Genomic DNA, 19,981 nt, shown 5'->3' with positions numbered 1-19,981 from the left:
GCCGACCTTGCGAAGGTCGATAGCGAGATCGCGCGCCTCGATCGCCAGAAGGCTGAGAAGAAGGCGGTACTCGATGCCGACATGCGCCTGCATGCGCTCGACCAGAACACTGATCTGCAGAAGCGTCTCGGCACCGAGATCGGCACGATCAGCGGCCTGATCGATCAGCTACGCGACAAGCGGTTCGGGATCGAGATCGGTGAAGCAGCGGAGATCATCTCTCCCAAGTCGAAACAAGCGGCTCCTTCCCAGCATCGTGCATGGCAGATCGATGAGAAGCTTCTTCGCCGGCAGCAGCCCAAATACCCCAGCGTTGTCAGGACAGAGGACAATCACAGCACCTTCGCCGAAGGGCTGTTGGACCTGGTGGAGATTTGCGTCGCCCAGGCCATGGACAACTTCCGGAAGGATGGTCTGCATCCGGATACGCGCATCGGCCTGGACTTTGCCTGCACCACCATCGGCGTCTCGAAGGCGCAGTTCATTTGGCTGGGTGAGCGATGCAAGGCGCTCGAAGAGCGCGTCAAGCAATTGGAAGAGCGGTCCTTCGAATACAAAGGGGTTTGGAAGGCAGACGAAAGATACAAGCGCGGCCATTTCGTCACCCATTCAGGCAGCCTCTGGCACTGTGAACTGGCGGGATCGGGGATCGTGCCCGGCAATGGCGCTGCAGGGTGGCGGCTTGCCGTCAAAGCAGGACGAGACGGGAAGGACGCGTCGCGATGACAAAGCCAGCAACTATCGAGAGCATGCACATCACCGGCAGGGGCGAGGATTGGAAGGAAGATCCGAAGATCCTTGTCGCCACGATGAACGGTTGCCTCAAGCGTTTCATTGCAACCCAAGGCCGATGCCCGAGCGAAGATGAAAGCATGCTGATGTGGGTCGCTACCCAGCGCTTTCACCACGTCCCCGAGAACGCCATTGAGCCAGCGGGGCTTCGCCGCCAATGACACGCGAGCAGATCAAGCACATCGCCAAGTCAGTCGTGAACGCCTTCTACGAGAAGTACGAACGCCGGCCGAACGAGAGCGAGCAAGCCATGATCGTCGATACCATCAAGCGGTATGCGATCGATCCCAAGGCCGCAGCGCTCAAGGTGCAATGATGCAGGCGACCAACGACAACAAACCCGCAGGCAGCGGACACCTGGCCGAAGCCATCACATGGTTTGTGGAGCATGAAGCCGATAGGCGCGGGCCAGCCGGCTCACCCTATGAACTGATGAGGCGCAACTTCGGCCTGACCTTCGATGAGGCATGCACGGTCTGCCGCGAGGTCCGAGAGAGGGTTGGGCCATACCCGGCGGGGGGGGCGATCAGGTCCGAAGGTCGATCCCCTCGTGGACCGCTGCGGCCGTTTTCCGTTGCGTTCCCGTGCCCCGGTTCAACGCAAACCAGCATTTGAGGTGAGATAAAATGGGCGCTCGCGGACCTCGTTCACAGGCAGACCTCTCGGTTGTAACCGACAACTCAACCGGTGTCGATTATATGGCCACGGCCAAGGCGCCGGCTGCTCCCTCGCACCTGTCCGCGCCGACAAAGCGCTGGTGGGAGCAGATCGTCTCCGAATACCAGCTTGAGAGCCATCACCTGCGGCTTCTGCAGGCTGCGGCCGAAAGCTGGGACAGGATGCAGGCAGCCAGGAGCGCGATCGGCCGGCACGGTCTCACCTACGTCGATGCAAGGGGCTGCCCAAAGGTGCGGCCGGAAATTGCCATTGAGAGAGATAGCAAGATCGGGTTCGCCAGGCTGCTTCGCGAGTTGGACCTGGACTTTGAGGCGCCTACCGAAGGCACTCGTCCACCGGCCATCAGGAGCAATAGACGCTGATGCCAGTGAAGAGGCGGATCTCGAAGAAACAGACCATCTCGGCGCAGGCAGTCGCAGCATTCAAGGCTGGCGACCACGAGGCGCTAGGGACGGTTCTGGGCCTTCGCCCGTGGCAGCCGAGCCCCTTGGACGTTGACGGCCCGCAGCCGCCTTCCTGGGCAGCGTATGACGGCACGGCATGGTCCCAGGCTTGGCCGGAAGCCTTCGAGCTACGGCAGCAGTTGGCGCCCGAGCACCGGCTCGGCAGCGGCCCGGAATCGAGGGCCGAGCGCAATATCCGGTGGATCGAATCCTTCTGTCGCGTGCCAGAGGGGAAGGACATCGGCAAGCCGATCAAGCTTCGCGACTGGCAGCGGGACGATCTGCGCAAGATCTACGACAACCCGCACGGCACGCGCCTTGCGATCATCAGTTTCGGTAAGAAGAACGGCAAGACCTCGCTCGCCGGCTGCCTTCTGTTGCTGCACCTCTGCGGCCCGGAAGCCATCCCCAACACTCAGCTGCCATCGACGGCGCAAAGCAAGGAACAGGCTGCCGTGCTGTTCAACCTCGCTGCGAAAATGGTGCGGCTGAATCCCGTCATGGACCGTGCCATCGTCATCCGCGACGCGAATAAGCAACTTCACTGCCCAGGCTTGGGAACGCTCTATCGTGCGCTCTCGGCCGACGCATCCACCGCCCACGGGCAGAGCCCCATCTTTGCCGTTCACGACGAGCTAGGCCAGGTGCGCGGCCCGGTCTCGGAACTCTACAATGCCATCGAAAACGCGATGGGCGCGCATGACGCTCCTATGTCGGTCATCATCAGCACCCAGGCACCGAATGATGGCGATCTGCTCTCGATCCTGATCGATGACGCGCTGGCCGGGCATGATCCCCACACCGTCATCAGCCTGTATAGCGCGGACATGGCAGCCGATCCGTTCTCGGTTGAGGCATTGCAGCAGGCCAACCCTGCATTCGGCGATTTCCTCAATGCCGACGAGATCCGCAAGCAGGCCGAAAATGCCAAGCGGCTGCCGAGCCAGGAACCGCTGTTCCGCAATTATACCTTGAACCAACGCGTCGAGGCATCGAGCCCGTTCATATCACGCGGTGCATGGAGTGACTGCTCTGGGCCAGTGCTCGACGACTTCAAGGGCCGTCCGGTCTATGGTGGGCTCGACCTCTCCGAAGTGTCCGACCTCACCGCCTTGGTGCTTGTTGCGCCCGTGGATGGTGTCTGGAACGTGAAGCCGACGTTTTGGCTGCCTGGGGCCAACATCAGGGAGAAGGCGCGCGCCGATCGCGTCCCATATGACGTGTGGGCCAAGGAAGGCCACCTTCAGACGACACCAGGACCGACAGTCGATTACGAATATATCGCCGACGAACTGGCGGCCATCTTCGATCGGCTAGACGTGCGCAAGATTGCCTTTGATCGCTGGAACTGGCGGCACCTGAAGCCCTGGCTTTCCAAGGTTGGCTTCACCGATGCCCAACTCGAAGGCGATAAGGCGGTTTTCGAGCCGATGGGCCAGGGATTCCAATCCATGTCACCGGCCTTGCGGGATCTCGAAAGCGTCATCCTCAACCGCAAGCTCGCCCATGGCCATCACCCCGTTCTCGGCATGTGCGCAGCCAATGCAACGGTGCAGATCGATCCGGCCGGCAACCGTAAGCTTTCGAAGCAGAAGTCCCACGGTCGCATCGACGGAATGGTGGCGCTCGCCATGGCGATGAGCGTAGCCAGCACGCACACCGAGGCGCCGGCTCCGAAATATCAAATGTTGTTTGTCGGGTGATGACCATGAGCGATCACCGCAGTCAGGAAGCACAGGCCTATAGGAAGCTCTACGGAACCGCGCGCTGGCAACGGCGCCGCAGTAGCCAGTTGAAGGCTCATCCCCTCTGCAAGCTCTGCCTGGGCAAGGGACATGTCATCGTGGCGACGGTCTGCGATCACGTCATCCCCCACAGGGGCGATGAGCGGCTGTTCTGGGATGCTGGCAACCTGCAGAGCCTTTGCGGCCCGTGCCACTCATCCGAAAAGCAGCAGATCGAGTTGCACGGCTATTCGAATGAAATCGGCCTGGACGGTTGGCCCGTTCATCCCCTGCACCCAGCTAACCGAGGATCGAGGGCATAATGGTCAACATCCATAATACCGGGACTCTTGGCCATTATGGAGGGTATGGAGGGACAACCTCCCCAACTGTCCCCGAAGCATCGCCTATCCAAACGACGCTGCCGACATCGGCTTATGGCCAGACGATCCCGGTTGTCTATGGCAAATGTCGCCTTCCTGGCGCCTATATCTGGGTTCCACCGATCGTCACGGTGACATCGACCCACATGGAATGGTGGGACCAGATCACCACCACGACAAGCAAGATGTCGTGCCGGCTTCGGTTCGCACGTCCGCTTGTCGCGAATTCGACGTGGGCTCTCAGGAAGATCTACTGCAACGGCACACTGATTTACGACGCCTCGCAGGGCTACCGTGCGAAGGGCCTGAAGTTCCGCGCCTACGACGGGCGAAGCACGCAAGACCGCGACCCGACGATGACAAAGGAGGAGGGGACGACAAACGTCTCAGCCCATCGCGGCTATCTCGATATTGTCCTGACGGACTTCGACATCCAAAGTTTTGGTTCTCCGCCTACCTTTGAAGCCGAATGGATACAGGACGGTGCCGCGACGCATGATTACGACACGTTTTCCACCTTCGACGGCGGCGGTCTCCTGTTCGATCCTGAATGGACGAGCGGAGTTCTCTATGCTCGTGGCCCCTCGTTTCTAAAGCGCTATTCGATCTGGACGACGGGTGAGTTCTACAGTGTTGATAATCCGATCGTGGCCAATTATTTCCTGGGCCTCCGCTACAGCCCCCGACTTGACCGCATCGTCTACCTGGCTGGCTTCTCCGCCCCTGGAGCCGCCTATCTGATCGATCCGACTTCGGGTGCGGTTTTAGCCCAAGCTGCAGATGTGGCTGCATTGGGGCTGGTGCAAAATACCGTCGCGTTTTCGGACATAAACAACGGCGCCATTCTCGTCGGTTTTGCCGATAATGAACAGATTTTTTCCTTCTACTTCGCCGAGTCCTCCGCTGTACGTGCCTATCAATCGAGCGCAAGCTGGGGTGGCTATTCCTCAATCCAATGCGTCACGCCGGGCGAAGTCAGAGGCAGTGAGCTTGATTTTTACTTTTGCGCCGATGCTGATTTGGTGAAGGTGACGCTCACGGCAACCGGCGCCCTCAAGAGCAGTGTTGTCCTGGCTACGCTCGCTGACGATCTGCGCTATGCGGTTTATGACGACGACGGCGATCTTATCGTCTGGACGGATGCCGCAACGGTAAGCCGTGTCGATGGCACCACCGGAACCGTCGAATATACAAAGACCGTCCCCTATCAGATCCCCGCCGTCGCGTCCCGCAACATGGGCGACCCGGATCAGCACAGGCTGACGGAAGAACTCTACTTCACATCTGGCGGGGTTTCCTATTTCACCGATCTGAAGACCGGCGTCACGCGCTCTCTGTCCGGTGCCGTAGCCTCACCCCATACCTTTTTCTACGACGGGCAGACGGACACTGTCATCACCCGCGACAATGCCGCCGTACCGCAGCGTCTCAGGTTCATCGCCGGCAATGGCGAACTCAGGCAGCTATCGGACTTCCTGGAAAAGCTGATGATCGCTGGCGGGTTTGAGTCCTCTCAGGTTCAAACCATCAACATTGACGATGTGATCGAGGGCGCTGTGATTGACCTCACCGCCGGGACTAGGGATATCGCCCGCGCGATCATCGAGCCCTATTCGATCGCCATGTTCGAGCGGTCAGGCCAAATCATCTTCAAGCGCGCATCGACTGACGGCACCTTCGCGGTTGACCAGTCAATCGCCGCCGCTGGCGACATTGTTGACCAATAACGGAGAAATTCCACCATGTTTTGCTCGACTGGCTCTTTCTTCAACAATCCAAATGCCGGCGGCGGAGGAGCCCCAGCCTTTAGCCTCGATGGTCTGGGCGCGACCGGCGTCTGGTCTATGTCGCGTGATCTGCTCTCATCCTTCGCCGGCAATGCCCGGTATACGACAGCAACCGGCGTCGATTCCTTCAAGGACCAGACCGGCAACGGCAACCATTTTGGACAAGGCAACACGTCACTGCAGCCTGCCGTCACGACGGCCGGTCCGAACAGCCGCAACTGCGCAGATTTCGATGGGGTTGATGACTGGATGTCGACCTTTGCGGCCCTCTCGACCTTCATCGCCAACAATGCAGGGTTCGTCATCGTTTCCTGCCTGATCGACACGATCGGGAGCAATAACACGGGCACGCCTGGTGGCAATCAGACCATTTTCAGTGATACCGGGGTCAGCACGGGGATGGAGTTGCTGTCGACGGGACCATCCGCCAAGGCGCTCAATTTCGACGGCAATTACGACACGCAGACGGTGACCATCGCGACGGCTACGGCTCTTGTCCTGACGTGGCGCCACGAAGGCGGCAATCTCTACATATCCAAGAACGGCGGCGCTGAGGCATCGGTGGCGTCAGGCAACACAAGCAGCCTTACCAACCAGTTCCAGCTCGGCCGCGCTACCGGAGCGTTTTGGTTCCTAGACGGGAAGATTTTCGAAATCGCAACATGGTCGGCGGTGCCGGATGCCACGACGCGGGACACCATCGTATCCGGCTTCATGAGCCATATCGGCGCTACCTAAAGGCCTGGGCAGGCGCCTAGTTCCAAGAGACCCGGACAAGACCTTGGAAATTCTCGGCCTGCTCAATGCTGCGGGTGAGCTGTTTTCGGTACCGGCCGTCGTTTCCAGCGGCATCCCAGACGAAGAAGGCAGCCACCGCTGTCACGATCAATAGGAAAGATCGCATTGGTCTAGGCCGGTTGTAGCTGTCCGACTGAGTGTGCGCGCATCCTTAAGACGAGCAGGCGCGTCGCGGCAAATGGCGCCATGACGATAAACGCCATCGCAATGTTGCCGACGATTGAAGCAAGACAAATCCCACCGGGGATGTAGCAAACGGCTTCCATAGCTTATGCCCCTTTGAACCACCTTAAGCTCTGGTGGCCTCCCTCCGTCGTCCGCTTCATCAGCATGATCCTGCTTCGGCTCAAATGCAAGCGGTCGCTAATGTACGCTATCGGACCAAGTTCGCGCACGTCGCCGCTGGGTTCGGGTTCGACACGCGCAGCTCCCGGATGCACGACTGATAGGGGCCGAAATAGATGACCATGGCGGTGGCGATCAGGATTGCCGCCGCCACGATCAGGGCGCCCTTTATCGTGGGATTCACCTACCGCTCATCCGGCGAAGGCGTGAACGATGGCGAAGCCTACGCCGATTGCAATGCCGGTGAAGAACTTGCCGGCGGCGTCTAGGGCGATGGGTCGGAGCTTACCCCAAACGTCTGTACGGGGCTCTCTGAGTGCAGTGGCGATATCATCGAAGATCGCGTCCATGGGTTGAATCTTAGAGCAAGAGCCAGTAGAGCTGACGATCAGCGGCGCCGCGCTTTTTCCCACTGGAGCAGCACCCATTCCGTCGCAAGGCGAATGAGGGAGCGTATCAGCCTCATGGCTCGCCCGCGTCGTCGCCAAGGTAGGCCAATACTTTCCCAAAATCTCGCTTGTACATGCCACCTCGGGAGCTTTCATGCCAGTCCCCGACCTCCCACAGGCCGGTTTCCTTCAGGTCGTCTAGCGCTCGAACGTGATCGTCTGGGTTCGGGAATTGCCTCTTTAGAAGCTTGTTGACGGCGTCCACTCCGCCTTGCCGATAGGCCTGCACGTAAACATCATCTGACATGGCCTATCCCTGCAAAACGTCAGTTCTGCGGTGGCGGCGGAGGCGGAAGCTCTGACACTGCGGCGGCAACCGGTGCGCCTGAAGCTCCGCCCGGCCCTTGCTTGTACTTCTGGACGACGGCGGCGCTTCTGGCGCCGTCTCCCTCGATCTTGGTGTTGTTCGAGGCGGGATTGTAGGGATCGATCGTCTGAAGCAATTGGTTCTGCTTGTTCGAGTCGCCGGAAGCCAGCGTCATGGTATCGTAGTTGTTCAGATAATCGGCCGCGCAGCCGTTCAGGGCCAGCAGCGCGAGAGCGCAAAACAATTTCCTCATCAGCACGTCCCCTCGAAAACCTGGCCCTTGCGGGCGCGCAGATAGCAAAGCCGTTTCCCGCTCGCATTTCCAAAAGCCGAATGTTGCTCTACCGCCAACAGCAATACAGGCGCCGGGCTCATCAGACTTGCCCGCTGCGCTGTATCCCACATGACATCGCTGAAGTTGGACACGAATCTGTCTACGCCAACGATGACTTGAGTACGAACACCTTCGGCGCGGACTTCGAGGCTCTCAATTCCGTAACCGACTTTTAAGTAAGCCAGCTCGCTCTCAATTTGGAACTGCAAACCCTCGTCGTTCGCGAATGCCAGAGTCGGCATCAAAGACACGACAAAACCCAATGCTGTTTTGAACAACATCCCCAGATCCCCCCGGATCAACTGGCGAGACCGTATCACCTCTTAGCCGGTGCTGAAAAGCACCTTGCACAAAGAAATACTTCCCCCAGGAAGGGGAGCATTCTTGACGAAATCAGCAAATCAGATGATCGTGTCCGTGGGCTGAACACCCGGACCTGGAATACGGCGTCGCAACCCTTGGCGGGGGAGCCTCACCGAAATCGCGAGCATGGAGGCCCTGGCAGGCTTCCTACGCGCACGTGGAGCGCCTTGGCGGGCGTCCCAACTCGGCTCTTATGGCCGGGGGCGGACGCTATGTCCAGAGGGAAACCTTAAAAGCGTTCGGCCTGTCTTCCAGGCAGGTGTTCACCCCCGGCTTCGGCGCCGATCGCCGTGTGGGCCTGAACAGCCCTTACCTGGGGACTTGGAAATGAACTCTCATGCAGCAATCAGTCGTCGTGCCGCTCTCGGCGCTCTAGCATCGCTGCCGGCCATGGCAGGCGCAACAGCGCTGCCGGTGGCTCTGGCAGCAGCTTCCGAACACCCGGATGCCGAACTCCTCCGGCTCGACGCGGAAATGGATGCCCTTCAGGCGCGATCAGACCAGATCGGGCGGGATCTGGCAGAGATCGAGGAAATGGCCGAGGAAGCGGCCGGGCCTCGGCCTATCAATCCGAGCGACTGGAAATACGGACCTCAGCCGGACGATATCAGGGAAATGAAAACCGCTTGGCTGGATAAAGCCCGGCATCTCAGTGTGGAGGAAGGGCGCGCTCTATGCCCGGTGCGAGTGAGGGAATGGCTTGACGCCTGGCAGGACGAGAGGGACCGCGTTCAAGCGACATGGGATGCCTACTCCAAGCGTCGCTTTGGCCATGCGCAAAGGCTCGGCCTTAGTGCAAAGGAAGAGGAGGACGATGCATGCGCGGCAGATGAGTGGGAGATCGGCCAGCGCATCCTTGCCACACCGGCCAGCACGTTGGCGGGAATCGCGGTCAAGTTTCGAACGTCTGATCGGCTCGGCTTGGATGACTTCCCGAAGAATGAAGCGCTGGCCTCGATCGCGGCCGACATCCGCCGGATGGTGGAAGGCGGTGCGGCATGAGCAAGATCACCAACGCCGAGGAGATCGAAATCCTGTGGCTTTTCCGCCGGCTCTCGCCAGAGAAGCGGCGCGCGTTCGTTCAGATCCTCCAGCTGCTCGAACAGGTGGCGTCATGAACGCGCCAGTTGGAAGCCTCCAGCCCTTTGGCATCCCTGACGGGCTAGATCCTCGGGAATGGCGGATTGCCGTCCAGCGGCGCGTAAATGAACTTCTGGACCAGTCCATGGCGCTCATCACCGCGCTCTGACCTCATGGAGGCCGACACGGAAGACCTGGAAGACGGCGCCGACGCCGAGCCTTGGCTTGGCTGGACCGATCGCGGGCCGCAAGCCAGCAGCAACATGTTCATGGATGGACGTGGCAGCGCCTACGACGATCGAGAGGCTGAAGACGAGCACGGCGGCGACATCAACGACGAGCCGCAGGCCGACGATAGCGACGACGAGCACTCACTCGGCTGGACGGAAGTCGCCTCGCAAACCGGCAACCTGGGCTGCTACGGCAGCGAAGGAGATCTAGAGGAAGACATTCAGGACATGCCTCACGATGACGACGAGCGGGAGCCGACAGGTGAAGACGATCCCATCACCTACGGTGACGGCTCCGGCCGTGCCATCGCTGAAACGCTGCTTAAGAAGGCGCGGGCGCCCGCCACGCCGGAGAGGTTGAAATTGGACCCGCCGTCCATCCCGCCGCTCGATCCCGACGCGATGGACCTCCGCGCGCATTACTGGGCAGCGAAGGGGTTCTAGTGGGTGCGGCAACCCCACGTTTGTGGCGCTCAACCGGATCCCAGGATACAGTTGAAATACGTCACACCTGAGCTTTCTTTGGGGCTCTCTTGGCTCGGCGGCCTTCTTCGGCTTCCGGGCCATTTTCATGTCGCATTCCATGTTGCATGGAGTTGCCGACAGCGTCTTGTAATCGTTGGAAATCAAGGGAAATGGCTTGCAACATACGCAACATGAAATTGCGCCTATTATCTCAACTAAGCTATTGATTTTTCGTCATATTCTTAAAAATCGAAAACGAGATATCTGATCTCGCGCTCGCTGTCGCAAGGGCCGAGGGCCGGGCTGATCTCGCTGGGCGGCGTGGCGCTGGGCTTCCTGTTCTATGTGGTGTCCGCGGCCTTTGGCATCACCGCGCTGATCTTCGCCGTGCCTTATGCCTATGACGCGCTGCGCTTTGCCGGCGCGCTCTACCTGCTGTGGCTCGCCTGGCAGGCACTAAGGCCCGGCGGCCGCTCGCCATTCCAGGTGCGCGAGCTGCCGAAGGACAGGCCGCGCAAGCTGTTCGTCATGGGGCTGATGACCAACCTGCTCAATCCGAAGGTGGCGGTGCTCTATCTGTCGCTCTTGCCGCAGTTCATCAACCCGTCCAAGGGCCATGTGCTGTCGCAGCTTCTGGTGCTCGGCGTGACGCAGATCTCGATCAGCCTGACCGTCAACGCCATCATCGCGGTGACGGCGGGCTCGATCGCCACCTTCCTCGCCGGACGGCCGTTCTGGCTGGTCGTCCAGCGCTGGATGATGGGCACGGTGCTGACGGCGCTGGCTTTGAAGATGGCGACCGAAGCGCAGCGCTGAGATCGGATGATCAGGGCTATGGCTGTTATCCGCTGAAGGCCTGCTTCAAAAACGTGTGGACGTCGCTTGCCGATTTTTCGGCCGCAGCTGCGTTGTACTCCACCCGGTGGCCATACTGCTCGGTGCCCGTCTTGAATGACGGGGAGGCAAAGGCGTGGCGAGCGCCCTTGAAGACATCAAGCTGCACGGCGCTGCCCTTGCCGCTGCGCTGCGCCATCATCTCCCGGCAATTTTTGGCAGGGGTCCAATCGTCGAGCTCGCCGATCAGGATCAATGTCGGGACCGCCACGTCGCCATTCGTAGCCGAACAATTCGGATAGTAAGCGACAGCCGCCTTGAACTTGCGATCCATCAGCCGCTCGGCGCCGCCAAGTTGCACGGCCGCGAGCGTTGCGATCCCACCGGCGGAGAACCCCATCAACGCTGTGCGCTGCGGGTCGACGAAACTCAATTTGGACAGGAACTCCAAGGCGCCGTAGGCGTCATAAACGCGATCAGCAAACAGGCTGCCATCAGCGAGCAGGCCGTGATCACACGTCTCGCGAATACCGCGCGTGCTGAAGCTGTCGACAACGAGTACGACGTAACCCCAGGAAGACAGCCGCTGCGACCAGGTTTTCTCTACAGTTGGGAATAGGCCCGAACATCCATGGAGAACGACGACCGCCGAGAACGGCCCCTCACCCGGCGGTCGCGTCAGATACCCATTCAATGGCGTGCCAGGAATGGCCTGGAGCGCTCGCCCGTTTTGTTGCGCAATGCGCTGCTGAAACGGCGTCGGCTTCACGGCCGCGCTTTCAAAGTGCACCAACTCGTCAGCGTTGGCACGCATAGTATCAATGCAGCCGACAGCCCAAAGCCCGGCCACGAATGCCGCCCCCTTGAGCGACCTCAAGAACATCTTCATGAACCAGGCTCGGTAAACCGCTTCGGGCCGTCTGCTTTGTTCGAGCCGGCGCGGCCTACATCGGCCGGCGGATGGGCCGGATATCCTGCGGCTCCACCACCTTGCGATAGAGATGCCAGGTCGCGTGGCCGAGGACCGGCATGACGACGGCCAGGCCGGCAAACAGCGGGATCGAGCCGATCACCAGCAGCACAGCGACCGTCAGGCCCCAGAGCGCCATCTGCAGCGGGTTGACTATTACGGCGCGCGCCGAAGTCTCGATCGCCGAGACGGCGCCGACATCGCGGTCGAGCAGCAGCGGGAAGGCAATCACGGTGGTGGCGAGCACCACGATCGCGAAGACGAGGCCGGCAGCGTTGCCGAGCATGATCAGCGTCCAGCCCTTGCCGGTCGTCAGCACGTCGCGCAGGAAGGTTCCGACGGAGGCCGGCGGCTCCGCGCCGAACAGGCTGGTGTAGATCGACTGCGCGGTGAACAGCCACAGAAGGAAGAGCGCGAAAAGCAGGACGCCGATCGCCGCGATCGAGGGCAGCGCCGGCGAAGGCGCACGTCGAGCGCATGGTGCCAGCGGCTGCTCATGCCGAGCTCGCGCCGGCGGCTGATCTCGTAGAGGCCGATCGCCGCAAAGGGACCGATCAGTGCAAAGCCCGACATCAGCGGATAGACGAGCTGGATTGCACTCGAGCCGGAGGTCCACCGCGTCAGGATCAGGCCGACGACCGGATAGATCAGGCACAGGAACACGTAGTGCGAAGGCTTGGCCCAGAAATCCTCGGCGCCGAGCCTTAGCGCGTCCCATAGATCCGACGTGGTGATGTGGCGCACCGTGGGCTGCACATGCAGCCCTTGCGCGTCCGCCATGACATGAAAACCAGCCATAACCGTCCTCCGTATCGCTCGGGGGGCGGTCACCGCCTGGGTGGCCCGCCCGTGGCTGCCACTTCTAGAACGCCGGGATGATAACCGATCTCCCGGACGATGTCGCCGCATAACGCGATTTTCATCGACTGCCCGGCAAAAGCCACGATCGCCGGTATCAGAGGCCGGATGACCAGCCTGACCACCGATTCCCCCCATCTCGACAGACGCACATTGCTCAAGACCGTCGGCCTTGCGGCGCTCGGCGGCATTGCCGCCTGCACCAGTGTCCAGCTGCCGACCGGCGAAGCCGCCGGCGTGTCGTCTTCCGCCACAGGCACGTTGAGGACAATCCGCACATCGGCCGGACTGCCGGCGCTCATCCCGGACGCGCAGCTCGAGCAGGCGGCGCTGCAGCAGGCCGGCTATATGGCGTCGCGCGCCCGCATGAGCCACACGACCGGCTGGGGCAAGGATTTCGCCTCGCGCATGAAGGGCAACGGCGTGCGTGGCGCCGCGGGCGAAAACATCGCCGAGGGACGTTTCGACCTGCAAAAGCTGTTCGACATCTGGATGCATTCGGACGGCCACCGGCGAAACATGCTCGACCCGGACTTCAGCCGCTTCGGGTTGGCTTACGTGCGCGACGGCCGCGATCCCAGCCTGCGCTACTGGGCACTGGTGCTGGGCCGCTAACTGAAGCGCCGCCTCCGGAAAAGCCCGCGTGCTCTTTGCATCCAGGGACACTGATCCGCAGGCCGGACGTTACCCCGGCGGCTATCCATTCTGACCAGCCGGCGCGCGTCGCCGGGCGATCGTTGGCGTGGCCTCAGAGCGGCTTCACCAGGAGCGGAACGCTCCTCTGCGGACCGCAATGCATGTAGCGATTGCACACTCAGCGACAACCAGTTGCGTTCGCCGCCGCCCGCTTAGCGGTCAATTCGGCGGACATAACCGAGCTGCATTTATGGCCGCAATGTCAGCGTGATTGGGACTGGCACGGAGACCGCCACCAAAACATCAATCCATATGCGCGGCCGGCGCGCCGCCCGCGGGCGCGGCCTTCGGCTTGCGCAGCAGGATGACGAACGGGACGGCCAGCAGCGTCATCACCATCAGGAGTTTGAAGTCGTTGATGTAGGAGATCATCATCGCCTGAACGTTGACCAGCCTGTCGACCTGCGAAAGGGCCATGGGATCACCGCTCGCCGCCGCGGGCGAGGCTGCCCATAGGTTGGGATTGTAGGGGTTGATGAAGGCTCCGAGCTCGCTGTGGTTGATCTGCGTGTTCTGCACCATCAGCGCCGCAACCACCGAGACGCCGATCGACGAGCCGAGATTGCGCACCAGGCTGAACAGCGAGGTGGCGTCGGTGCGGTAGCGCGCGTCGAGCGTGGCGAAGGCCACCGCCGAGAGCGGCACGAACACCATGCCCATGCCGAGACCCTGGATGACGCCCGAAGAGATGATCAGCCAGTTGTCCATCTGCGGCGTGAAGCTCGCCATGGTGTAGAGCGACTGCGCGGTGAGCAGGAAGCCGATCGCGACCAGAATACGCGCGTCGATCCTGTGCATGATGCGGCCGACGAACAGCATCGAAATCATCGTGCCGATGCCGCGCGGGCCGAGCACCACGCCGATGGTGACGGTCGGGTAGCCGAAGATGTTGGCAAGCATCGGCGGCAGCAGCGACATCGAAGCCAGGATCAGCACGCCCATGACGAAGATGAAACCGAGCCCGGTCACGAAATTGCGGTCGAGGAAGATTTTCGGGTCGATGAAAGGACGTTCGGACGTCACCGTGTGGATGATGAACACCCAGAAGCCGGTGATCGACAGCGCAAGCTCGATCCAGATCTCTGTCGAGGAGAACCAGTCGACCTCGCCGCCGCGGTCGAGCATCAGCTGCAGCGCGCCGACGCCGAGCGAGATCATGGCGAAGCCGAAGAAATCGAAGCTGCGCACGCGCTTGGCGACGACAGGCAGATAGGCCGCCATGCCGATGAAGGCGAGGATGCCGACCGGCAGGTTGATGAAGAACACCCAGCGCCAGTTGAAATTCTCGGTCAGCCAGCCGCCGAGCGTCGGGCCGAGGATCGGCCCCAGCATGATGCCGGCGCCCCAGATGGCCATGGCCTGGCCATGGCGTTCGCGGGGATTGATATCGAGCAGGAAGGTCTGCGACAGCGGCACGATCGCCGCTCCGAACACACCCTGCAGCAGGCGGAAGAGCACCATCGTCTCGAGGCTCCACGCCATGCCGCAAAGCATGGAGAAGATGGTGAAGCCGACGACGGACGCCAGGAACAGCTCCTTGCGGCCGAGGCGGTCGGCGAGCCAGCCGGTGACCGGCGTCATGATGGCGGCGGCGACGATATAGGAGGTCAGCACCCAGTTGATGTTGTCGGGCGAGGCGCCGAGGTCGCCGGTCATGGTCGGCAGCGCGACATTGGCGATCGTGGTGTCGAGCGCCTGCATGACCGTCGCCAGCATCAGCGCGACCGTGATCAGGCCGCGGTGCGGTACTTCCTTGAAGGGTTCGGGCGTGCTCATAGTGCTGAACTTCCAGCAGGTAACAAAAACGGGTACATTGGGTTTCCGGGCGGCGAGGCCTTCCTTTGAGACCCTCGTCGCGGTGGGACGCGAGGATCGATGTGGGGGTTACATCGACCGAAAGTCTCTGATGGAGCGGATGCGTGCCGCCCGCAAACCTGAGGACCGACAGGTCCGTGTCGAAAGCCTCTGCCTGGGATCGACCCGCGACGCGGCTAGCCTCAAACGCTCGGCTTTCACCCCCCTCCCTTCAGAGCATTCCCTTGCGGCCGCTCATGCCCGCGGGCTTCACCTTGCGTTATTGCGCGTGCTCGCCGGCCGTGGCGTGACCGAAGATCGACGGCAGGCCACGCGCGACGCCGGTATCGACGGTGACCGTCGCGCTCATGCCGGTGCGCAGCGCCATCTTGGCGTCGGGGTCGGTCAGTTCCAGGCGCACGGGAATGCGCTGGGTGACCTTGACCCAGTTGCCGGTGGCGTTCTGGGCGGGCAACAGCGAGAACTCGGCGCCGGTGCCGGCGCCGATCGCCTTGACGGTCGCCTCGAAGGTCCGGCCCGGATAGGTGTCGACCACGATCTCGGCCTTCTGGCCCGGCTTCATATTGGTGAGCTGCGTCTCCTTGAAGTTGGCGTCGATCCAGGTGTCGTCGGTCTCGACCAGCGCGAACAGCGGCGTGCCGACGGAGACATACTGGCCGACCTTGAAGGACGAGGCCTGGTAGACGATGCCGTCGGACGGCGCCTTCACCGTGGTCTGCGAGAGGTTGTAGGCGGCCTTGTCGCGCGCGGCGAGCGCCGACATCACGCTCGGATGCTTGTCGGTCTCGATATCGGGGTTGCCGCCAAGCGCGGCCTTGGCGCTGATGATGCCTTGCTCGGCGACCGCAAGCTGCTGCTTGGCCTTGTCGAGGTCGTTGCGGGCCTCGTCCAGCGACGACTTGGCATTGATGCCCTTCTCAGCGAGATCGGCGGCGCGGTCATATTGCGACTGCGCATAGTCGACCTCGCTCTTGGCCGACTTCTGCTGCGCCATCGCCTGGCTGTAGGCGGCGCGCAGCTGCTCGACATTGAGCCGCGCGGCGGCAACAGCCGCGTCGGCCTGGGCCAGCGCGATCTTGTAAGGCTCGGGGTCGATGACGAAGAGAAGGTCGCCCGACTTGACCGTCTGGTTGTCGGCAATGCCGACCTGGACGATGCGGCCGGCCGTATCCGAGGCAATCGAAATCCGGGCCTGCTGCAGGTTGGCGTTCTCGGTCTCCTGGTAGCGACCGCCGGTGACCCAGACATAGGCGCCGCCGGCGAGCAGCGCCAGCGGCAAGGCGACCATCAAAAGGAAGCGGCCGGTGCGGCGCTTCTTCCTCGGTGCTGCCGGTGCGGGCTGCGGCTCCGCTGCCGCGGAGACTGGCGCAGCCTCCGGCTTCGCCGGCGCCTCGATCTCGAGCTTGGTGACGTTGTCGTCTGCTTTCTTGGCTGCCGCGTTCATGCTGCCCGCCCTTCCGTATTCTTGATTTTTTCGAGGGACGACGTCTCGCCGTCGGTCAAATTCTGCACGATGGTGTCAAGCACCTGGATCAGGATGCGACGGTCTTCCGGCGACACGCCGATGAGCGATTCCTCATAGACCTCGCCGGCAAGGCTTTTGACATCGGCGTAGGCTGCGTTGGCCTTTTCGGTCGGGAAGATCATGCGCACACGCCGGTCGGCCGCGTCGGCGCGACGCTCGATCCAGCCGCCCTCCTCCATCCGGTCGACGAGGCGAGAGACGCTGATCGGCTCGATCTCGAGCAGCTCGGCAAGCCGCGCCTGCGCGACACCGGCCTCCTTGGCGACGCGGACGAGAAGCCGCCATTGCGCCGAGGAAAGGCCCAACCCGCTGGCGCGCGCCTCGAAGCGCTTGCGCATGAGGCGCTGCACGTCGTGGATCAAAAATCCCAATCTGTCGATGCCGTCTGAAACCATGAGCGGCATATATAATAAGCGTGCTTACTATTCAAGTGGCATGCGTTGTTCCAGAAGCCGGCAACCGCATGCGGCCATGCGAGGGCTGCATGGTCGAAGCTCGCCAAGGCGGGCATGAGAGCGCCACAGAGCGCCGGCTCCGGCGTCGTCTTCAGGCAATGGGTGCATGGCACAGTGCCAACCGCCTGGCATCCAATGTGTTTTAGCAGCTGTGCTGGTGCCGTTCGGCATGTTTGTGATACATCTGACGGCGAGGATCGGGGGATCATCGCAATGCCGACGCTCTATGCGCTGAAGCCGGCTTTCCAGGACAGGCTGCGGCCGCTGGTCAACAGGCTGGCGGCGATGGGTGTCACGGCCAACGGCATAACGGTCGCGGCTGCGCTGCTGTCCCTCGCGGCTGGATCGGCGATCGCGATCCTCCCCGGTTGGAGCCCGCTGCTCTTCCTCATCCCCCTGGTGCTTTTCCTGCGCATGGCGCTCAACGCCATTGACGGCATGCTGGCGCGCGAGCATGGACAGGCCTCGACGCTCGGCATGTACCTCAACGAGATCTGCGATGTCGTCTCCGACCTTGCGCTGATCCTGCCGTTTGCCGCCCTCCCCCAGTTCGGCGCCTGGGGCGTCGTCGCCTTTGCCATCGCCGCGGCGCTCACCGAGTTTGCCGGCGTGCTCGGCATCGCCGCCGGGATCGGGCGAAACTATGCCGGGCCGTTCGGCAAGAGCGACAGAGCGCTGGCGGTCGGCGTGGTCGCCGTGCTCGCCGCCGCCGGGCTCTGGCCGGAGGCAATCGCGCCGTTTGTGTTTCCGGCCATGGCTACGCTTTCGCTGCTGACCGCCATAAACCGGATACGCGCCGGTCTTATTGGCAGCACCGGCTGAGCACCGAGACTCGCCATGCCGCCCGGGGGAACCACCATGCTTCACGAACAGGTCGCCAGCGCGCCGGCGGAAAGCCTTGCGCGGCAGGCGCAGGAACGCACCTTCCGCAGCCATGACGGCACGCAGATCTTTTACCGCTACTGGCCGGCGATGCAGGCCACGGCCAAGGGCGCGGTCGTGCTCTTCCATCGCGGACACGAGCATGGCGGCCGCATGGCGCATCTCGTCGACGAACTCAGCCTGCCCGACTACGCCTTCTATGCCTGGGATGCGCGCGGCAACGGCCGCTCCGCCGGCGAGCGCGGCTACGCTCCGTCTTTCGCCGCGCTGGTGCGCGATATCGACTGTTTCATGCGCGAGATCGCCGCCAGGGACGGTTTTGCCGCGCAGGACATCGCGTTGATCGCGCAGTCCTTCGGCGCGGTGCTGGCGGCCGCGTGGGTGCACGACTATGCGCCCAAGCTGCGCGCCATGGTGCTCGCCTCGCCCGCCTTCTCGGTGAAACTCTATGTCCCTTTCGCCAAGGAAGGCATCGCGCTGTGGCAAAAGATCAAGGGGCGCTCCTTCGTCAATTCCTACGTCAAGGCGAACCTTCTCACTCATGACCCTGTGCGCATTGCTTCCTTCGAAAACGACAAGCTGATCACAAGGCCGATCGCCTCGAACATCCTGGTCGAGCTCTATCAGCACGCGGCGCGCATCGTTGCCGATGCGCGCGCCATCACCGTGCCGACGCAGCTTCTCCTGTCGGGCAGCGACTGGGTGGTGCGGCACGCGCCGCAGCACGAGTTCTTCGTCAATCTCGGCAGCCGCGCGAAGGAGCGCCACGTGCTGCCGGGCTTCTTCCACGATACGCTGGGCGAGCGCGACCGCGCCAAGGCGCTCGACCTGATCCGGCCGTTCCTCGAAGCGCAGTTCGCGGCACCCGCGGAAGCTGTAGACCTGAAGCAGGCGGACATCGCCGGCTACACGCGCGACGAGGCCGACCGCCTCGCCTCGCCGCTCGATCTGCTTTCGCCCAGGGGCCTCTACTGGGCGATGAGCCGCGCCTTCATCCGCATCGGCAGCTGGTTCTCGCAAGGCATGAAGGTCGGCGTTACCACCGGCTTCGATTCCGGTTCGACGCTCGACTATGTCTATGAGAACGAGCCGCGCGGCCTGGGGCCGATCGGCCGCATGGTCGACCGGGCCTTCCTCGACGCCATCGGCTGGCGCGGCATCCGCCAGCGCAAGCTTCACATCGAAGAGCTGATCGGCTCGGCGCTGGCAATGCTGAAGGCCGCTGGGCGGCCGACCAACATCCTGGACATTGCGTCTGGTCACGGCCGCTACGTCCTCGATGCGATCGACATGAGCCGGGAGCAACCGACCAGCGTTCGACTGCGCGACTATTCCGACCTCAATGTCGAGCTCGGCCGCAAGCTGATCGCCGAGCGGCAATTGCCGGCCAGCGTGTCGTTCCAGCGCGCCGACGCCTTCGACGGCGACGGGCTCGCCGCGATCGATCCGGCGCCGGACCTCGCCATCGTCTCCGGCCTTTACGAGCTCTTCTCCGACAATGCGCTGATTGCGCGCTCGCTCGGCGGCCTTGCCCGCGCCATGCAGCCAGGCAGCCTGCTCATTTACACCAACCAGCCCTGGCACCCGCAGCTCGAAATGATCGCGCGCAGCCTGACCTCGCATCGCGGCGGCCAGGCCTGGGTGATGCGGCGGCGCACGCAAGCCGAGATGGATCAGCTGGTCGAGGCGGCAGGCTTCGAGAAGCTCGACCAGCGCATCGACCAATGGGGGATCTTCACCGTCTCGCTGGCAAGGCGGCTTTAGGACC

At 62.3% G+C, this 19,981-nt stretch carries 21 protein-coding genes and 2 pseudogenes; 15 read left to right on the top strand and 8 right to left on the bottom strand.

The genetic code is table 11. The features are described 5' to 3' along the window. Window positions 1-81 precede the first annotated feature (81 nt). The 9 genes from A9K71_RS14555 to A9K71_RS31490 all read left to right on the top strand — a co-directional run bounded on the left by A9K71_RS14555 (window position 82) and on the right by A9K71_RS31490 (window position 7,219). Entirely contained in the window at window positions 82-726 is a 645-nt protein-coding gene (locus A9K71_RS14555) for a hypothetical protein (protein ID WP_156752673.1), read from the top strand. Then, entirely contained in the window at window positions 723-953 is a 231-nt protein-coding gene (locus tag A9K71_RS14550) for a hypothetical protein (RefSeq protein WP_156752672.1), read from the top strand. Before A9K71_RS14555 ends, A9K71_RS14550 begins: the two co-directional genes overlap by 4 nt. Beyond that, on the top strand, window positions 950-1,108 hold the full coding sequence (locus A9K71_RS31495) for a hypothetical protein (RefSeq protein ID WP_156752671.1): 159 nt from the start codon (window positions 950-952) through the stop codon (window positions 1,106-1,108). Before A9K71_RS14550 ends, A9K71_RS31495 begins: the two co-directional genes overlap by 4 nt. A gap of 382 nt (window positions 1,109-1,490) precedes the next feature. Continuing rightward, window positions 1,491-1,832, top strand: coding sequence for a P27 family phage terminase small subunit (locus A9K71_RS14545; protein WP_066996585.1), 342 nt, complete (start codon window positions 1,491-1,493; stop codon window positions 1,830-1,832). Then, window positions 1,832-3,616, top strand: a complete 1,785-nt coding sequence (locus tag A9K71_RS14540) for a terminase TerL endonuclease subunit (protein WP_082980517.1) — start codon at window positions 1,832-1,834, stop codon at window positions 3,614-3,616. Before A9K71_RS14545 ends, A9K71_RS14540 begins: the two co-directional genes overlap by 1 nt. Window positions 3,617-3,621: 5 nt before the next feature. After that, window positions 3,622-3,960, top strand: coding sequence for an HNH endonuclease (locus tag A9K71_RS14535; RefSeq protein WP_348626989.1), 339 nt, complete (start codon window positions 3,622-3,624; stop codon window positions 3,958-3,960). Next, entirely contained in the window at window positions 3,960-5,747 is a 1,788-nt protein-coding gene (locus A9K71_RS14530) for a hypothetical protein (protein ID WP_156752670.1), read from the top strand. The genes A9K71_RS14535 and A9K71_RS14530 overlap by 1 nt, the downstream gene beginning before the upstream one ends. A 117-nt stretch (window positions 5,748-5,864) precedes the next feature. After that, window positions 5,865-6,545, top strand: a complete 681-nt coding sequence (locus A9K71_RS14525) for a hypothetical protein (protein WP_156752669.1) — start codon at window positions 5,865-5,867, stop codon at window positions 6,543-6,545. A gap of 521 nt (window positions 6,546-7,066) precedes the next feature. Further along, window positions 7,067-7,219: a hypothetical protein gene (locus tag A9K71_RS31490; RefSeq protein WP_156752668.1), complete on the top strand. Its 153-nt coding sequence runs from the start codon at window positions 7,067-7,069 to the stop codon at window positions 7,217-7,219. A gap of 193 nt (window positions 7,220-7,412) precedes the next feature. Here A9K71_RS31490 and A9K71_RS14520 read toward each other — a convergent pair whose 3' ends face one another. Genes A9K71_RS14520 through A9K71_RS14510 form a run of 3 tightly spaced genes read right to left on the bottom strand, consistent with a single transcriptional unit; the run spans window position 7,413 to window position 8,321 of the window. Continuing rightward, a complete protein-coding gene (locus A9K71_RS14520) occupies window positions 7,413-7,646 on the bottom strand; it encodes a hypothetical protein (RefSeq protein ID WP_066996572.1) in 234 nt (77 codons plus the stop codon). Window positions 7,647-7,665: 19 nt separating this feature from the next. Then, on the bottom strand, window positions 7,666-7,959 hold the full coding sequence (locus A9K71_RS14515; protein WP_245299627.1) for a hypothetical protein: 294 nt from the start codon (window positions 7,957-7,959) through the stop codon (window positions 7,666-7,668). Beyond that, window positions 7,959-8,321, bottom strand: a complete 363-nt coding sequence (locus A9K71_RS14510) for a hypothetical protein (RefSeq protein ID WP_156752667.1) — start codon at window positions 8,319-8,321, stop codon at window positions 7,959-7,961. Before A9K71_RS14510 ends, A9K71_RS14515 begins: the two co-directional genes overlap by 1 nt. Before the next feature lie 409 nt (window positions 8,322-8,730). On the opposite strand from A9K71_RS14510, the gene A9K71_RS14505 reads away from it, so the two are divergent. The 3 genes and pseudogenes from A9K71_RS14505 to A9K71_RS14495 all read left to right on the top strand — a co-directional run. Next, a complete protein-coding gene (locus A9K71_RS14505) occupies window positions 8,731-9,405 on the top strand; it encodes a hypothetical protein (protein WP_156752666.1) in 675 nt (224 codons plus the stop codon). Window positions 9,406-9,608: 203 nt separating this feature from the next. Further along, complete coding sequence (locus tag A9K71_RS14500) at window positions 9,609-10,157, top strand: hypothetical protein (protein ID WP_156752665.1); 549 nt, start codon at window positions 9,609-9,611, stop codon at window positions 10,155-10,157. A gap of 282 nt (window positions 10,158-10,439) precedes the next feature. Next, a pseudogene (locus A9K71_RS14495) lies at window positions 10,440-10,994 on the top strand (LysE family translocator); the annotation flags it as partial. Window positions 10,995-11,019: 25 nt separating this feature from the next. On the opposite strand, the gene A9K71_RS14490 reads toward A9K71_RS14495, so the two are convergent. Continuing rightward, complete coding sequence (locus tag A9K71_RS14490; RefSeq protein WP_245299626.1) at window positions 11,020-11,901, bottom strand: dienelactone hydrolase family protein; 882 nt, start codon at window positions 11,899-11,901, stop codon at window positions 11,020-11,022. 55 nt (window positions 11,902-11,956) lie between these two features. Continuing rightward, window positions 11,957-12,780 (bottom strand): annotated as a pseudogene (locus A9K71_RS14485) (DUF2189 domain-containing protein). Between the two features lie 168 nt (window positions 12,781-12,948). Between A9K71_RS14485 and A9K71_RS14480 the strand changes: the two are divergent. After that, window positions 12,949-13,455 (top strand): CAP domain-containing protein, encoded by a 507-nt coding sequence (locus tag A9K71_RS14480; protein ID WP_066996688.1) that lies wholly within the window; start codon window positions 12,949-12,951, stop codon window positions 13,453-13,455. A 324-nt stretch (window positions 13,456-13,779) separates the two neighbouring features. On the opposite strand, the gene A9K71_RS14475 is transcribed toward A9K71_RS14480, so the two are convergent. From A9K71_RS14475 to A9K71_RS14465, 3 genes are all read right to left on the bottom strand, one after another. Continuing rightward, window positions 13,780-15,312 (bottom strand): DHA2 family efflux MFS transporter permease subunit, encoded by a 1,533-nt coding sequence (locus A9K71_RS14475; protein WP_066996558.1) that lies wholly within the window; start codon window positions 15,310-15,312, stop codon window positions 13,780-13,782. 298 nt (window positions 15,313-15,610) lie between these two features. After that, window positions 15,611-16,795: an HlyD family secretion protein gene (locus tag A9K71_RS14470; protein WP_066996555.1), complete on the bottom strand. Its 1,185-nt coding sequence runs from the start codon at window positions 16,793-16,795 to the stop codon at window positions 15,611-15,613. After that, window positions 16,792-17,271, bottom strand: coding sequence for a MarR family transcriptional regulator (locus tag A9K71_RS14465; protein WP_066996685.1), 480 nt, complete (start codon window positions 17,269-17,271; stop codon window positions 16,792-16,794). The genes A9K71_RS14470 and A9K71_RS14465 overlap by 4 nt, the downstream gene beginning before the upstream one ends. Window positions 17,272-17,544: 273 nt before the next feature. Here A9K71_RS14465 and A9K71_RS14460 point away from each other — a divergent pair, with 273 nt between their 5' ends. Then, a complete protein-coding gene (locus A9K71_RS14460) occupies window positions 17,545-18,153 on the top strand; it encodes a CDP-alcohol phosphatidyltransferase family protein (protein WP_066996552.1) in 609 nt (202 codons plus the stop codon). Between the two features lie 36 nt (window positions 18,154-18,189). Beyond that, the gene (locus tag A9K71_RS14455) at window positions 18,190-19,977 is read left to right on the top strand and encodes a bifunctional alpha/beta hydrolase/class I SAM-dependent methyltransferase (protein WP_066996682.1); all 1,788 of its coding nucleotides are present in this window, start codon (window positions 18,190-18,192) and stop codon (window positions 19,975-19,977) included. Window positions 19,978-19,981: the final 4 nt, after the last annotated feature.

This window comes from Mesorhizobium sp. WSM3873 (genome assembly GCF_001672445.1).
Lineage (GTDB): Bacteria > Pseudomonadota > Alphaproteobacteria > Rhizobiales > Rhizobiaceae > Mesorhizobium.
Note: the sequence above shows the minus strand (reverse complement) of the source record. Positions and strands in the feature narration are given on the sequence as shown.

Coding starts and splice junctions, on each gene's coding strand:
- A9K71_RS14455 (WP_066996682.1), top strand. CDS start 18,190: ATGCTTCACGAACAGGTCGCCAGCGCGCCGGCGGAAAGCCTTGCGCGG.
- A9K71_RS14470 (WP_066996555.1), bottom strand. CDS start 16,795: ATGAACGCGGCAGCCAAGAAAGCAGACGACAACGTCACCAAGCTCGAG.
- A9K71_RS14520 (WP_066996572.1), bottom strand. CDS start 7,646: ATGTCAGATGATGTTTACGTGCAGGCCTATCGGCAAGGCGGAGTGGAC.
- A9K71_RS14475 (WP_066996558.1), bottom strand. CDS start 15,312: ATGAGCACGCCCGAACCCTTCAAGGAAGTACCGCACCGCGGCCTGATC.
- A9K71_RS14550 (WP_156752672.1), top strand. CDS start 723: ATGACAAAGCCAGCAACTATCGAGAGCATGCACATCACCGGCAGGGGC.
- A9K71_RS14540 (WP_082980517.1), top strand. CDS start 1,832: ATGCCAGTGAAGAGGCGGATCTCGAAGAAACAGACCATCTCGGCGCAG.
- A9K71_RS14545 (WP_066996585.1), top strand. CDS start 1,491: ATGGCCACGGCCAAGGCGCCGGCTGCTCCCTCGCACCTGTCCGCGCCG.
- A9K71_RS14505 (WP_156752666.1), top strand. CDS start 8,731: ATGAACTCTCATGCAGCAATCAGTCGTCGTGCCGCTCTCGGCGCTCTA.
- A9K71_RS14460 (WP_066996552.1), top strand. CDS start 17,545: ATGCCGACGCTCTATGCGCTGAAGCCGGCTTTCCAGGACAGGCTGCGG.
- A9K71_RS14535 (WP_348626989.1), top strand. CDS start 3,622: ATGAGCGATCACCGCAGTCAGGAAGCACAGGCCTATAGGAAGCTCTAC.
- A9K71_RS14500 (WP_156752665.1), top strand. CDS start 9,609: ATGAACTTCTGGACCAGTCCATGGCGCTCATCACCGCGCTCTGACCTC.
- A9K71_RS31495 (WP_156752671.1), top strand. CDS start 950: ATGACACGCGAGCAGATCAAGCACATCGCCAAGTCAGTCGTGAACGCC.
- A9K71_RS14555 (WP_156752673.1), top strand. CDS start 82: ATGCGCCTGCATGCGCTCGACCAGAACACTGATCTGCAGAAGCGTCTC.
- A9K71_RS14480 (WP_066996688.1), top strand. CDS start 12,949: ATGACCAGCCTGACCACCGATTCCCCCCATCTCGACAGACGCACATTG.
- A9K71_RS31490 (WP_156752668.1), top strand. CDS start 7,067: ATGACCATGGCGGTGGCGATCAGGATTGCCGCCGCCACGATCAGGGCG.
- A9K71_RS14490 (WP_245299626.1), bottom strand. CDS start 11,901: ATGAAGATGTTCTTGAGGTCGCTCAAGGGGGCGGCATTCGTGGCCGGG.
- A9K71_RS14515 (WP_245299627.1), bottom strand. CDS start 7,959: ATGAGGAAATTGTTTTGCGCTCTCGCGCTGCTGGCCCTGAACGGCTGC.
- A9K71_RS14510 (WP_156752667.1), bottom strand. CDS start 8,321: ATGTTGTTCAAAACAGCATTGGGTTTTGTCGTGTCTTTGATGCCGACT.
- A9K71_RS14525 (WP_156752669.1), top strand. CDS start 5,865: ATGTCGCGTGATCTGCTCTCATCCTTCGCCGGCAATGCCCGGTATACG.
- A9K71_RS14465 (WP_066996685.1), bottom strand. CDS start 17,271: ATGGTTTCAGACGGCATCGACAGATTGGGATTTTTGATCCACGACGTG.
- A9K71_RS14530 (WP_156752670.1), top strand. CDS start 3,960: ATGGTCAACATCCATAATACCGGGACTCTTGGCCATTATGGAGGGTAT.